Genomic DNA, 13,707 nt, shown 5'->3' on the forward strand with positions numbered 1-13,707 from the left:
CAAAGGGTTGGATGGTCTATTCAGACCATCCAACCCTTTTAACATTCAATGATCTCTCCATCGCCAACTTTTTTCGATTCGAAGAGTTCAAACTTACTTCCGGCGTGAATTAAATTTCTTGGAGCTTCTGGAAACAAAAAATCAAAATAACATGTACTTTGATAATTGTCATAGTTTTTAACTATTTTTAAAACCACGCTCCAATCCTGTCCCTCCTCCCTCTAAGCGCCAATTAATCCTCGATCGTCGAAAGATCCCCCGCCGGGAGGTTCAGCTCCCAGGCTTTGAGTACACGGCGCATGATTTTGCCGGAGCGGGTTTTGGGGAGTTTGTCTTTGAACTCGATTTCCCTCGGGGCGGCATGGGCGGACAGGCCTTCCTTCACGAAGCGGGCGATTTCGGCCTTCAGTTCTTCAGAGGCCGTGAAACCTTCCCGCAAGGAAATGAAGGCCTTGATGATCTCGCCGCGCACCGGATCGGGTTTGCCGATTACGCCCGCCTCGGCTACCGCCGGATGCTCCACCAGCTTGCTTTCCACCTCAAACGGGCCGACCCGCTCCCCGGAGGAGTTGATCACGTCATCGATCCGGCCCTGGAACCAGAAGTAGCCGTCCTCGTCGACGTAAGCCGTATCGCCGGAAATGTACCAGCCCGGGACGCGGAAATATTCTTCGAATTTGGGCGCGTTGTTCCAAATCAGGCGCATCACCGACGGCCAAGGCGTGCGAATCGCCAAATTGCCCATCCGGTAAGGTGGCAGCACTTTCCCATTATCGTCGATAACGGCGGCCTGGATGCCCGGAACCGGCTTGCCCATCGAACCCGGCTTGATCGGCATCGCCGGATAATTGCAGATAAGCTGGCCGCCGGTCTCGGTCATCCACCACGTATCGTGAATCCGCTGGCCGTATACCTTAAGTCCCCAGCGCACAACCTCCGGATTAAGCGGCTCGCCTACCGACAACACATGGCGCAAGGAAGACAAATCATACTGCTCAATGATATCCTGTCCGGCGCCCATCAGCATCCGAAACGCGGTAGGGGCGCTGTACCAGACGGTAACTTTATTCTTCTGAATCGTGTCATACCAATCGCCGGGGCTGAAGCGCCCGCCGCGAATGACGTTCGTTACGCCGTGCAGCCAAGGCGCAAAAATGCCGTAGGACGTGCCCGTAACCCAACCCGGGTCCGCCGTGCACCAATAAATGTCGTTCTCTTTGAGGTCGAGTACGACTCTACCCGTGTGATAATGCTGAAGCATCGCATTGTGCACATGATAAACGCCCTTGGGTTTGCCCGTGGAGCCGGACGTATAGTGCAAAATCAATCCATCCTCCCGGTTGACCCATTCGATCTCGGCCTCCGGAGAAGCTGCGGACAATTCGGCCCGAAGGTCAATAATGCCTTGCTCCGCAGGTACTTCATCGCCAACGACAAAGATGAATTTAAGCAGCGGCAGCGCCTCCCGCTTCACCCGCGGCAGCAGCGCCGGCGTCGTTACCAGCGCAACGGCTCCGCTGTCTTCGAGCCGGTCTTTGACAGCCGTCTCCATAAAAGCTTCAAAAAGCGGCCCAACCACCGCGCCAACCTTGATGGCGCCAAGAACACTGACATACAATTCCGGAGTTCGGGGCATGAAGACAAAGACGCGATCTCCTTTGGAAATCCCGTAGCTTCGCATCACATTGGCGAACCGGTTCGTCAATCCCTTCATCTGTTCGTAAGTAATCGACTCCTGGCGGACCGGGTCGCTGTACAGCAGCGCAACGCGTTCCCCTTTGCCGGCGTCGACATGCCGGTCGATCGCCTCGTAAGCCAGGTTCACCTTTCCCGATTCGTACCAGGAAAACTGTTTCTCAACATCCTCCCAGTTGAAATCCGCATAAGCCTCTTCATAATTCGTCATATTGGCCGACGGAGCGATCGCCGAAATCATTTCCCCTTGCAGTTGACTCATCGTTTCATCCTCCCTTGATTCTGTGTGAAACCATCATCATGCTAGAGCGAAAATCATGAAAACGGATACATAGGAGTGTAAATCAAAAGTCATTTTCAGCGTCATAAAGCAGTTAGGCATCCGCTTGGACTGGAATTAATAATCGTTATTTGTTTGCGTCAAAAATCACACATTAATCCAAAATATGTGAATTTTTTATGTCGGAAATCATTATATCATACGTCTCCCACAGCGGCTATACTTTTCAAATATTCATTTTTCTGTTATAAGTGAGGGGAACGAGCAAAGGAGGCGGTTTAATGGAGCACCAAAAAACGTACATCCGCCATACCCTGCCCCATCAAGATCGCGAGATTGTTCTGGAAGGCCCGGTCACCCCTATCCATTTGGAAAGCCTGCGAATGCATTCGGACCTGGACGCGTTTCGAAGGCCCGAAGAACAGCACGCTGCTCTGATCGAAATCGCCGGTCTTCCCGAAGGGCGGATTATTCTAGCCAGGGAAGAAAACACCATCGTCGGTTACGTAACCTTCCACTACCCCGATGAAATGGAGCGATGGTCTCAAGGCCGAATGCCGGATCTTATCGAGCTGGGGGCCGTAGAGGTAGCAAACGACTACCGTTCCCTGGGGCTCGGATCGCAAATGATCCACACGGCTTTCGAAGACAGTCAGATGGAGCGTTATATCGTTTTTACGACCGAATATTACTGGCATTGGGATTTAAAAAACAGCGGCCTCAGCGTATGGGATTACCGTAAAATGATGGAACGGCTGATGAAAACCGTAGATATGGTCTGGTACGCTACCGACGACCCGGAAATATGCTCCCATCCGGCGAACTGCCTGATGGTCCGCATCGGTAAAGAGGTCCCGCTGGAATCTGAGGAGCAGTTTGACCGGATCCGGTTTCAGCAGCGCTTTATGTATTGAAGTGAAGTGATGAATAAGAAAGGTCGTGTGCCCCCATGTCTGGAAGCGCTTTATTTGTTCGCCATGAGCATGACATGGACTATCGTTTCCATGACAGTCATCCCTTCCACCCCATTCGGCTCCAGCTAACCCTAGACCTGCTGACTGCTTCGGGAGCACTTGAGTCATTCCACCTGCTGCAGTCCCGTCCTGCTGCAGAAGAGGAATTGTTGTGGATCCATCAACCGGCCTACATCGAAGCCGTGCGGGAGCTAAGCCGCCCAAGCCCCATTCAAGCATGGGTCGACAAGGCGGAGCAATACGGGTTGCTGGATGAGGATACGCCTTATTTTACGGGGATGGATGAAGCGGCTTCTCACGTAGTAGGCGGCTCCATAACGGCCGTGGAGTCGGTTATGTCGGGCCAGTGTACCCATGCCCTTCACTTGGGTGGCGGGCTGCATCACGCCTTGGCGGCGAAGGCCGCCGGCTTTTGCATCTATAATGACGCCGCCGTTGCCATCGCTTACGCGAAGCGCCGCTACGGAGCCCGCATTCTGTATGTGGATACAGACGTACACCACGGGGATGGCGTGCAGTGGAGCTTCTATTCCGATCCCGACGTTTGCACCTATTCCATTCATGAAACGGGGAGATATCTTTTTCCGGGAACCGGCTTTTTATCCGAACGAGGAGAACATCAAGGCTATGGAGCCTGCATGAATCTTCCCCTTCAGCCTTATACGGAAGATGACTCCTGGCTGGATTGTTTCGAGACTTCGGTAAAACGTCTGACGGAGCGTTTCAAGCCAGATCTCATCGTCAGCCTGCACGGCTGCGACGCCCACGCTCTGGATCCGCTGTCCCACATGCACTGCAGCATGGCTATCTATCGGAAAATGCCCTCTATTCTGCACAACCTCGCCCATTCCTATTGCAGCGGACGTTGGGTTGCCTTGGGCGGAGGCGGATACGATTTCTGGCGGGTTGTTCCCCGCGCCTGGAGTCTGCTGTGGCTGGAAATGAGCCATCATCCGATTATCGGCCGTCTGGACGCGAATCCTCTGGAACCGCTGCCGGAAGCTTGGATCAGCCAGTGGCAGGCGCTGTCCCCGGTCCCGCTCCCCCGTACGTGGCTCGATGACCTGAGCCGCTGGGAGGGCATCCCCAGGCGAGCGGAAATCACGGCAAAAAACCGCGAAAGTCTCGCGGTTGCGCTTCAGGACTATGCTTGATTCAAACCGGAAAAATGCGCCTCATACGCATTTATTATTTACTCCGTTACGGAACTCAAGTTCTTAATCATATCGCTCACGATTTCAAATGAACGCTGCGATGCAAGCGCAGTAAACTCGGCGAAGTTAACGTCGGCCGAGCCGTCCGCTTTATCCGACATGGAGCGAAGCACCACGTAAGGGATGCCGTTCATGTGGCAAACCTGAGCAAGCGCAGCTCCCTCCATCTCAACACATTCGCCTTTCAAAGCCCCATACAGCACTTCAACCAACTCAGGATCGGCCAGAAACTGATCGCCTGACAGCACGCGTCCAATCACAAAATGATGATCCCGGCATATCCGGGCGCAGCTCTGTTTAGCCAGTTTAACCAGCTGCCGGTCTGCGGGAAAATCCGAGGTTTCCTGATAAGGGATGACACCGCGCGGATACCCCAGCGGCGTCACGTCCATATCATGCTGCTGACAGGAAGACGAAATCACGATATCGCCGATATTAAGCTCCGGGTTCATAGCGCCGGCTACCCCTGTGAACCAGACCGCCTCCACTCCAAATTGATCGATCAGCAGCTGTGTGGTGACCGCCGCGTTCACCTTCCCTACGCCGGATTTGCATACCACAACTTCACGGCCGTGCCATATTCCCTTAACGAAACGAATCCCGGCATGAACAGCCGTTTCCTGCCGCTCCACGGTCCCCAGCAGCAAAGCGATTTCTTCATCCATCGCACCCATCAGCCCAATGCGATTCAGCATACACTCCAACTCCTTCGCCGAATACCTAAAAAAGCTCCCACTCGGGGAGCTTTTTCCATGTTTAACCTTTTTCATATATTTTTCTGTGTATAATTATTATCTCTAAATTTTCTTAACGTTATCAAGCAAGTCTTAGATATGGCTGACGGATAACCGCAAAATTGTCTCATGCGGCAAAACCACGCGAGGGTTGTCCACCGTCTCTTTCTTCATAAGCTTCGTTAACAGACGCATCGCTACAGCTCCAAGATCGTACATCGGCTGAGCAACGGTAGTCAGCTGAGGACGAACCATGGAAGCCATACGAATATTGTCCACACTGATGATGGAGAAATCGTCCGGCACTTTCAGGCCTTCATCCTGGATGCTGTGGATGGCGCCGATCGCCATTTCATCCGTAGCCGCAAAAATGGCCGTTGGCCGCTTCTTAAGGCCCAGGAAATATTTCATCGCTTCCACGCCGGATTCGTAGCGGTAATTTCCGATCCGCACCAGATCCTCCTGGTACTGAATTCCCGCTTTTTCCAGCGCACGTTTGTAACCTTGAAAGCGAGCAAAACCATTCGCCGGATCCTGCAAAGTCCCGCTGATCATGGCAATCTCCCGATGTCCATGACGAACCAGCGTGCTCACCGCATCAAAGGCGGCAGCTTCGTGATCGATGTCCACCGAAGGAATGATGCCGTTCTCATCGCTCGTCGCACAAAGGACGATCGGTACCGCGGATGTCTGGAACGCCTGCAAATGTTCTTCCGTTACCGTTCCGCCCATGAACAGCAGCCCGTCCACCTGCTTCTCAAGCAAGGTGTTGATGACGCGGATTTCTTTTTCCTTCTTCTTATCGGCATTACATAAAATGATGTTGTAGTGGTACATGTTGGCGATATCTTCGATGCCACGTGCAATCTCCGCAAAAATCGAATTCGATATGTCCGGGATCACCACGCCGACAGTGGTAGTCTTCTTGCTGGCAAGTCCTCTAGCCACCGCATTAGGTCGGTACCCCAAACGCTCAATTGCTTCGTATACTTTTTTCCGTGTCTGCGGTTTCACATTAGGGTTATTGTTCACAACCCGGGAAACCGTGGCCATCGAGACGCCTGCTTCACGTGCCACATCGTAAATGGTAACCGTCACATTCTTCTCTCCATTGCCATAGATTTTCAATCGATCATCCGGTAATACCCATTGCTCCAATTAAATTTATGATACGACAAAATATTACTTTGTGCAATGATAACGCTTCACTTTGCCAGAATCTCTGTCAATACAGCCTTCGTAACCCTGGAATGGGAGGTATGCCAAACAGCCTGTCCGCCCTTTACCAGTATGGCCTGCGGGGATTCATGCTTGACTCCAAGCGCGCTTTCGGCTTCATTCGAAACCGCCCGATCTTCGACAACATGGATAAGCCCGTATGTAACCTCTTCACTCGGCGCTTCTTTAACATAAGCGTCAACTTCACGATATGCCCCGGCGCTGATGGGACATCTTGTGCTGTGCTTGAAAAGCAGGAGCGGCCGCTCGGAGGAAAGATGCAAAGCATGATGAAGCTCCTGTACGGATGTTATTCTCTGCAATGTCGACATCATCAATTCTCTCCTTTTGAAACAAAAAAGAATCATCGGTTGTTCTGTTGATATCTTAACAAAAAGGGGAAGAAAAGAAAATAATGTTTGAAAAATATCATGAAAATTTGCGAAAAAACTAATTGGTTTGGGACAATTGTCGGTCTTTGACGAATTTGGACAACTGGGACAAACGTTTGGATATATCCTGCATCCAAGCGGAATCGCCCTGATCCTTGGAGAAGCTGTAAAGATCCAGGAGCAGGTTGATTCGCTCCTCGCATTTCTCCAGAACCAAAACTTCAAATGAGAGTTCCTCCGCCCGATTCCACTTCCGGTAAATAGCGAAAATGACATCGGCGAGTTCGTTCACTTCCGGAAAAGACACCCGTCCGTCGTACTGTTGCTTTAACGTGTCCAGCAAATTGAGCAAATCCGGCTTTACCGCAGGCAGCACTTCATAATAGCTGCAATCTTCACATTCGAAAATCGGAACGCGATCAATTTCGATTGTTCCTTCAAAAATGACCAACCTGAATCCAAGGTTCATTTTTTGTCCGCAATGACAGAGTTTGCGCACAGGATCACCTCATCTTAGTTCTTGGCATATTCAGTTGCAGCGATGAATAATATATTTATTCGACTCGCTCATGCGCATTCCTTCTTCAGGAAAGGAATAGCGCAAAATTACCATAGCAGGAAAAAATGCCACCCACCGCAAGATATGAAAGCAAATTACATATTTGATACAATTAAAATATCGAAATAAAATTTCGTCAAGGCAGTCGAGGAAAGGGAGGCGACGGATTTGAGACTTACTGGTAAAAAGATCTTAGCTCTGGTTGATGAAGAATTCGAAGATTTGGAGCTCTGGTACCCGATTTATCGGGTTCGTGAGGAGGGGGCGACGGTCCATCTGGCCGGTCCTGTGAAAGGGAAAAAATACATCGGCAAATATGGAGTGCCCGCGGAGGCGGAATTTTCGTTTGAGGAAATCGATGCCAGTCTTTATGACGGGATCCTTGTTCCCGGAGGGTGGGCGCCTGACAAACTTCGGCGTTATCGCCGGGTATTGGAAATCGTTCAAGAGCTGAATGCGGCCAAAAAACCGATCGGTCAAATTTGCCACGCGGGGTGGGTACTCATTTCCGCCGGGATTCTGAAAGGCGTGACGGTAACATCCACGCCGGGCATTCGCGATGACATGAAAATGCCGGAGCTATTTGGAAAGACGAACCGGTTGTTACCGACGGACATATCATATCGGCACGGAGACCGCCGGATCTGCCACCATACGGTAAGGCATTCGTCGATGCGCTGGCCGGCATGCCGCTGCACAATAAACAAATCTAATTTCGAATAGTAAATGCCGGGGGTCTTTGCCTCCCCGGCATTTTGTTTTGCATATTTTAAATCGCTTTTTTCGCCAAAACTTCGTTCGCAAAGCGGGTAAGCTCAGACTCGATTTCACTGCTTGTAGCTAGACGGAAGCAGGCCGCGCCCACTTCATGGCTCTCCTCCACGGAAGAGTTCAGAATGCGGTGTTTGACCCGCAACAGCGACTGCGGAGACATGCTCAAATCGCTGACGCCCAAATGCAGCCATAACGGAACCGCCCGTTCATCTCCCGCCATCTCGCCGCAAACGCTGACCGGAATCCCCGCCTGCTTGGCGGCTTGTACCGTCTGGCGCAGCAGCCGCAGCACCGCAGGGTGGAACGTATGGTATAAATGGGCGATCTTTTCGTTCATCCGGTCGACAGCGAGAACATACTGCACGAGGTCGTTCGTTCCGATGCTGAAAAAGTCCGCTTCCATGGCCAGCAAATCGGCAATCGCCGCTGCAGCCGGAACCTCGATCATAACCCCGACCTGAATTTGCCGGTTATAGGCTATTCCCCGCCGATCCAAATCCTGCTTGGCATCTTCCAGAACCCGGTTTGCTTCCCGGATTTCCTCCAGAGAGCAGATCATAGGATACATGATTTTTACGTTTCCGTAAGCGCTCGCGCGCAAAATCGCGGTTAACTGGGTCTGAAACAACCCCTTGCTGTCAAGGCTGATGCGAATAGCCCGATATCCGAGTACCGGATTTTCTTCCTCCGGCAGTTCGAAATACTCCAGCTGCTTATCGCCCCCGATGTCGAGCGTACGTATGACCACGGGATGGCCGCCCGCCTTTTCGGCAACTTGACGGTAAACTTCAAATTGCTCTTCTTCCCCGGGAAAGGTGGCGCGGTCCATGTACAGGAACTCGGTTCGGAATAGTCCGACACCTTCGGCTCCGTGTTTGACGGCGATCTCCAGATCTTTCACCGAGCTGATATTGCCGGCCAGACGAATCCGGGCGCCGTCCTTCGTGACCGCCTCGACCGAAGCCAGCAGCTGCAGCTGTTCTTTTCGGCGGCGCTGCTTCTCGGCCACCTCGGTGTAGCGGTCCACGATGTCTTTGCCCGGCCCAAGATAAACTCTGCCTTCATCTCCGTCAATAACCAGAAGGTCTCCGGTCTGAAAAGTGTCCTCCAGCTTGTGCTCCAGCCCCGAGACGAGCGGAATGCCCAGCGCCCGCGCCATAATCGCCGAATGGGACGTCTTGCCTCCGGACATCGTAACCATTCCGAGCACGTTGTCGGGATTCAGATGCACCAGCTGCGAAGGGGACAATTCTTTGGCGACCAGAATATAAGGCTGGGTATCCGCGGGCAGCGTAACGTCCGGCGTTCCCAGCAAATGCTTAAGCAAGCGGTTCCCGACATCCTTGATGTCAAGCGCCCGCTCTTTCATGTATTCGTCGTCCAACAAATCAAACATGGTTACAAAATGGTCGATCGCTTCTTTGACGGCAACCTCGGCCGCTTTGTATTGACGTTCGATGATCCCCTGGATTTCGCTCATGAATACGGGGTCTTCCAATATCGCAATGTGAGCGTCGAATATTCCCGACTCTTCGGCTCCCACCGTTTCCTTAATTTCGTTCTTCATCACTTCGATCTCGGTTTTGGAAGTGCGAATGCCTTCGTACAGCCGCTCGAACTCTTTGGCGAGATCCACCTTCTCCAGTCTTTGGTCTGGCACATCCCATTCCCAGGCGGGCAGCACAAAAGCTTTGCCGATCGCTACTCCCGCCGCTGCGCCGATACCCTGTATCATCCTTTGCCCCCCTATGTCCTCCTTGTGCGGTACCCCTATAGGATACCCTCTCTCTATTTCATTATGGTAATCCCAGGCTAATAAATTTGTCAAAGGAAAAAGCGCGCGACAAAAAGGCCCGCCCCATGCTGGAGTGGACCTTCCGAATTTTTCCGCGGAATTTGTCGTTAAAGGTTTAAGGTCTTTTGCCGATCAACAGGCTGTCTTCCACCTTGATGCAGCGGTCCATAATCACGGTCAGACCGGCGCTTGAGGCGATCTCATTGGCTTCCTCGCTGAATATTCCCTGCTGTAACCAAAGCACCTTGGCGCCGATTTTAACGGCTTCCTTGGCGACCTCCGGCGTGTATTCGCTTCGGCGGAAGACGTCGACGATGTCCACCGGCTCCGGAATGTCCTCCAAAGACGCATATACTTTCTCTCCCAGGATTTCTCCGGTCACCGATGGATTCACGGGAATGATCCGGTATCCGTTATTCTGAATCGCCTGAGCGACCATATAAGAGCTGCGGTCCGTTTTGTCGGACAATCCCACCACAGCGATGTTCCCGGCGTTTTCTAAGATTTTCTTGATTTCTTCGCGGCTTGGATTTTCAAATGCCATCTTCGTTTCCACCTTTCGAAGCTGATTTGGATTAATTCAAATATACTACAGTTACTTTACCCATTCCACGGACGCGCCAAGCGAAGCGATATGATCAAAAAACTGCGGATACGATTTAGCTACGTGATGAGCATCTTTGATCAATAGCGGCTGGCGGCAGCGCAGGCCCACAACCGTCAGGGCCATGATGACCCGGTGGTCATAGTGCGCATTGATCTCCACCCCGCCCTCAAGACCGGAAGGCTGGCCGTGAACGATAATTTCCGCCTGCCGCTCCTCCACCTTGGCCCCCGCTTTTTTCAGTTCGTTCAAATAATCGGTAATTCGGTCGCATTCTTTGTAGCGCAGATTCTCCACATTATAAAATCTCGAAGTCCCATCGGCAAAAACGGCCGCGGCCACCATGGCAAGCACCGCGTCGGTCGCCGCGTCTCCGTCGAACTCGACCGGCCGCAGCCGGCGGTTGCCCTGCACATGAACCGTGCCGTCAACATGCGTCAGCGGCACGTCCATCATTTGCAGGACGTCGACCACGGCGCGTTCTCCCTGCTTGCTCCGCTCCGCCAGCCTGTGCACCTTGACATCCGATTTCGTCACCGCCGCTGCGGCTAAAATCGCCGCCGATCCCGGATAATCTCCCTGTACAGTATACGTTTTCGCTTGATAAGCCTGCCGGCCCGGCACGGTGAAATGCATGTAGTCGCTGCTGGCATGCACGACGATTCCCGCCTGCTCCAGCACCTCAAGCGTCTGACCAATAACGACCTTCGATTTCAGATCGTCCAGCACTTCGATTTCGCTGTCCTCTTCCAGCAGCGGCGTCAAAAACAGCAGCGCGCTCAAATACTGCGAGCTGACAGCCCCGGAGATGCGGATTTTGCCGCCCCGGGGAGCCCCGCCGCGAATCGTGATCGGGAGCCGCCCTTCGTTGTGTTCGACTTGTACGCCCATTTGACCGAGCGCATCGATCAAGTCGTCATGGGGACGTTTGCCCAAGGAATCGGGATACGTATTCACGAAAGTGATTTCCGGACATAACGCGGCAATTGCCATCAAAAAACGCAGCACCGCGCCCGCGTTTCCCACGTTCAGTTCCCTGATTTCCTTCGGACGGCGGCCGAATCCGGTAATAACGATTTTCTCCTCGTCTTCCTCAAGCACGGCGCCGAGATCCGAAATACAGCGGCGCATCGCATCGCTGTCTTCGCTGTGAGCCGGGTAGTATACGGTGCTTGTCCCTTCCGCCAAAGCGGCGACCAGCAGATAACGGGTCGTATAGTTCTTGGAAGAGAGTGCTCCGATTTCTCCCTTCAGTTCAGGCGTTGGCCTTACGATAACGTCCATATATGATAACTCTCCTTTATCGAGTGATTGTCCATTAAACGCGGTAATGCATTAAAATCTCATCTGACACTTGTTCGGCGGTTTTCCCCGACGTATCGATCCGGATATGGGCAAAATCGTAAGCATGCTTCCGCTCTTCGAGAAGCAGCATTACCCGCTTCCTGGCCCCTCCGGCCAGCAGCGGCCGGTTCTTGTCTTCGCCGACCCGCGCCACAATCTCGTCCGCTGTAGCCGCGAGCGCAACCACGAGCCCGTTCTCCAGCATGACACGCCGGTTCTCTTCGAGCAGCACGGCTCCTCCGCCCGTTGCCAGCACGATGCCTGTCCCCGCGAGCGTTTTCCCTAAAACGCCAGATTCCGTATTCCGGAAAAATCCCTCGCCCTTCTCCGCAAACAGCTCGGGAATCGTGTGTCCCGTTTCTTTTATGATCGCCGAATCGAGATCCACGAACCGAAGCCCCGTTTTCTCCGCCAGACAGGCGGCAACCGTCGATTTTCCCGTCCCCATCATACCGATGAGGACAATATTGGCTTTATGGCCGCTCATCATCCGTCACCTACTCGCCATTCTATATCAATTTTAGCTTTTTCATATCATAACATAGGCCGGCACTTTTAGGCACTGCGGTGAAAAAAAGACGCCGCGAGAGCGAAACTGCCGCTCTCCGGCGCCTTTTACAGGCAGGGCAATAAGCTGCCCACGCAAATTTTAGAACCATTGATGATGGAATACGCCTTCCTTGTCCACCCGTTTGAAGGTGTGGGCGCCGAAGTAATCGCGCTGCGCTTGCAGCAGGTTGGCCGGCAGACGTTCCGTGCGATAGCTGTCATAGTAAGACAGGGCGCTTGAGAAGCCCGGAACCGGAATGCCGTTCTCAACCGCGGCGGAAATGACTTTGCGCCATGCGCCTTGATAGCTTTCCACCACGTTTTTGAAGTACTCGTCAAGAAGCAAGTTTTTGAGCTCCGAATCACGGTCGTAAGCGGCTTTGATGTTATGCAGGAACTGCGAGCGGATGATGCAGCCGCCGCGGAAGATCATCGCAATGTTGCCGTATTTCAGATTCCAGCCATATTCGTCGGAAGCGGTGCGCATTTGAGCGAACCCTTGCGCGTAGGAAACGATTTTGGATGCGAACAGCGCCTTGCGCACATTTTCAATAAACTCGGCTTTGTCGCCGCTGAATGCCGGTTTGGCAGGTCCGTTCAAAATTTTGCTGGCCGCTACGCGTTCTTCCTTCATTGCGGACAGGAAGCGGGAGAATACGGATTCCGTAATCATGGACAGCGGTACGCCAAGATCGAGTGCGCTTTGGCTTGTCCATTTCCCCGTGCCTTTTTGGCCGGCTGCGTCAAGGATGATGTCAACCATCGGCTTGCCGGTTTCTTCGTCATATTGCGAGAAGATGTCGGCGGTAATTTCGATCAGGTAGCTGTCCAGCTCGCCTTTGTTCCATTCCGTGAAAATTTCATGCAGTTCTTTGGCATCAACGCTCAGAACGTCTTTCAGCAGGTGATAGGCTTCCCCGATCAGCTGCATGTCGCCGTATTCGATGCCGTTGTGAACCATCTTCACATAATGTCCGGCACCGTCCGGCCCGATATATGTACAGCAAGGATCGCCGTTCACTTTGGCGGAAATCGCCGTAAGAATCGGTTCTACCAGCTTATACGCGCTTTCTTGTCCGCCCGGCATGATCGCTGGGCCCTTCAGAGCGCCCTCTTCCCCGCCCGAGACTCCGGTGCCGATGAAGCGGAAGCCTTTGGCTTCAAGCTCTTTGCTGCGGCGCTGCGTATCCGGAAAATGCGCGTTGCCTCCGTCGATGATGATGTCGCCTTGGTCGAGGAAAGGAAGCAATTGCTCGATGGTGGAGTCGGTTGCCGGGCCGGCTTGTACCATGATTAAAATTTTACGCGGAGTTTCCAGCGAGTTCACGAACTCTTCAACGGAAAATGTACCAACAAGGTTTTTGCCTTTCCCCTCATGATCCAGAAGGTCATGCGTTTTCTCCGGGGAACGGTTGAACACCGAAACCGTAAAACCCCGGCTTTCAATATTAAGGGCCAAGTTTTTGCCCATAACGGCCAAGCCGATAACGCCGATTTGTTGTTTAGACATGCTCTCCATCCTTTGCCACATATATTTTTTCAATATTTTCATTTTAACTCTTTTGTGTACAGAAG

12 protein-coding genes and 1 pseudogene are annotated in these 13,707 nt (G+C 52.7%); 3 read left to right on the top strand and 10 right to left on the bottom strand.

All coding sequences use genetic code 11. The annotated features are described in order from the left end of the window. Window positions 1-232 precede the first annotated feature (232 nt). A complete protein-coding gene (gene acsA, locus ACI48K_RS03690; protein WP_475026271.1) occupies window positions 233-1,957 on the bottom strand; it encodes an acetate--CoA ligase in 1,725 nt (574 codons plus the stop codon). A gap of 299 nt (window positions 1,958-2,256) precedes the next feature. Between acsA and ACI48K_RS03695 the strand changes: the two genes are divergently transcribed. After that, window positions 2,257-2,889 (top strand): GNAT family N-acetyltransferase, encoded by a 633-nt coding sequence (locus tag ACI48K_RS03695; protein ID WP_475026272.1) that lies wholly within the window; start codon window positions 2,257-2,259, stop codon window positions 2,887-2,889. A gap of 35 nt (window positions 2,890-2,924) precedes the next feature. Beyond that, entirely contained in the window at window positions 2,925-4,103 is a 1,179-nt protein-coding gene (locus tag ACI48K_RS03700; protein WP_475026274.1) for an acetoin utilization protein AcuC, read from the top strand. Between the two features lie 38 nt (window positions 4,104-4,141). Here the strand turns inward: ACI48K_RS03700 and ACI48K_RS03705 are convergent, their stop codons facing one another. From ACI48K_RS03705 to ACI48K_RS03720, 4 genes are all read right to left on the bottom strand, one after another. Further along, window positions 4,142-4,858, bottom strand: a complete 717-nt coding sequence (locus ACI48K_RS03705) for a 5'-methylthioadenosine/adenosylhomocysteine nucleosidase (RefSeq protein ID WP_475026276.1) — start codon at window positions 4,856-4,858, stop codon at window positions 4,142-4,144. A gap of 132 nt (window positions 4,859-4,990) precedes the next feature. Then, on the bottom strand, window positions 4,991-5,995 hold the full coding sequence (ccpA, locus tag ACI48K_RS03710) for a catabolite control protein A (RefSeq protein WP_475026278.1): 1,005 nt from the start codon (window positions 5,993-5,995) through the stop codon (window positions 4,991-4,993). A gap of 107 nt (window positions 5,996-6,102) precedes the next feature. Next, window positions 6,103-6,447 carry a bacillithiol system redox-active protein YtxJ gene (gene ytxJ, locus ACI48K_RS03715; protein ID WP_475026372.1) on the bottom strand — a complete coding sequence of 115 codons (345 nt, stop codon included), beginning with the start codon at window positions 6,445-6,447 and terminating at the stop codon, window positions 6,103-6,105. Window positions 6,448-6,565: 118 nt separating this feature from the next. Beyond that, window positions 6,566-7,006: a hypothetical protein gene (locus ACI48K_RS03720; protein WP_475026280.1), complete on the bottom strand. Its 441-nt coding sequence runs from the start codon at window positions 7,004-7,006 to the stop codon at window positions 6,566-6,568. Window positions 7,007-7,234: 228 nt separating this feature from the next. Between ACI48K_RS03720 and ACI48K_RS03725 the strand changes: the two are divergent. Continuing rightward, window positions 7,235-7,779 (top strand): annotated as a pseudogene (locus ACI48K_RS03725) (type 1 glutamine amidotransferase domain-containing protein). A gap of 56 nt (window positions 7,780-7,835) precedes the next feature. Here ACI48K_RS03725 and ptsP read toward each other — a convergent pair. The 5 genes from ptsP to gndA form a co-directional block, all read right to left on the bottom strand. Continuing rightward, window positions 7,836-9,575, bottom strand: coding sequence for a phosphoenolpyruvate--protein phosphotransferase (gene ptsP / locus ACI48K_RS03730; protein WP_475026282.1), 1,740 nt, complete (start codon window positions 9,573-9,575; stop codon window positions 7,836-7,838). A gap of 175 nt (window positions 9,576-9,750) precedes the next feature. Next, a complete protein-coding gene (locus tag ACI48K_RS03735; protein WP_475026284.1) occupies window positions 9,751-10,179 on the bottom strand; it encodes a CoA-binding protein in 429 nt (142 codons plus the stop codon). A gap of 51 nt (window positions 10,180-10,230) precedes the next feature. Beyond that, window positions 10,231-11,523 carry a 3-phosphoshikimate 1-carboxyvinyltransferase gene (gene aroA, locus ACI48K_RS03740; protein WP_475026286.1) on the bottom strand — a complete coding sequence of 431 codons (1,293 nt, stop codon included), beginning with the start codon at window positions 11,521-11,523 and terminating at the stop codon, window positions 10,231-10,233. Between the two features lie 34 nt (window positions 11,524-11,557). Then, on the bottom strand, window positions 11,558-12,070 hold the full coding sequence (locus tag ACI48K_RS03745) for a shikimate kinase (RefSeq protein ID WP_475026288.1): 513 nt from the start codon (window positions 12,068-12,070) through the stop codon (window positions 11,558-11,560). A 162-nt stretch (window positions 12,071-12,232) separates the two neighbouring features. Beyond that, window positions 12,233-13,642, bottom strand: coding sequence for an NADP-dependent phosphogluconate dehydrogenase (gene gndA / locus ACI48K_RS03750; RefSeq protein WP_475026290.1), 1,410 nt, complete (start codon window positions 13,640-13,642; stop codon window positions 12,233-12,235). Window positions 13,643-13,707 lie beyond the last annotated feature (65 nt).

The organism is Paenibacillus terrisolis (assembly GCF_056171975.1).

Excerpts from the sequence above, each read along its gene's own strand:
- ACI48K_RS03700 (WP_475026274.1), top strand. The coding sequence starts at position 2,925 with ATGTCTGGAAGCGCTTTATTTGTTCGCCATGAGCATGACATGGACTAT.
- ACI48K_RS03735 (WP_475026284.1), bottom strand. The coding sequence starts at position 10,179 with ATGGCATTTGAAAATCCAAGCCGCGAAGAAATCAAGAAAATCTTAGAA.
- acsA (WP_475026271.1), bottom strand. The coding sequence starts at position 1,957 with ATGAGTCAACTGCAAGGGGAAATGATTTCGGCGATCGCTCCGTCGGCC.
- ACI48K_RS03705 (WP_475026276.1), bottom strand. The coding sequence starts at position 4,858 with ATGCTGAATCGCATTGGGCTGATGGGTGCGATGGATGAAGAAATCGCT.
- ytxJ (WP_475026372.1), bottom strand. The coding sequence starts at position 6,447 with ATGTCGACATTGCAGAGAATAACATCCGTACAGGAGCTTCATCATGCT.
- gndA (WP_475026290.1), bottom strand. The coding sequence starts at position 13,642 with ATGTCTAAACAACAAATCGGCGTTATCGGCTTGGCCGTTATGGGCAAA.
- ptsP (WP_475026282.1), bottom strand. The coding sequence starts at position 9,575 with ATGATACAGGGTATCGGCGCAGCGGCGGGAGTAGCGATCGGCAAAGCT.
- aroA (WP_475026286.1), bottom strand. The coding sequence starts at position 11,523 with ATGGACGTTATCGTAAGGCCAACGCCTGAACTGAAGGGAGAAATCGGA.
- ACI48K_RS03695 (WP_475026272.1), top strand. The coding sequence starts at position 2,257 with ATGGAGCACCAAAAAACGTACATCCGCCATACCCTGCCCCATCAAGAT.
- ACI48K_RS03745 (WP_475026288.1), bottom strand. The coding sequence starts at position 12,070 with ATGAGCGGCCATAAAGCCAATATTGTCCTCATCGGTATGATGGGGACG.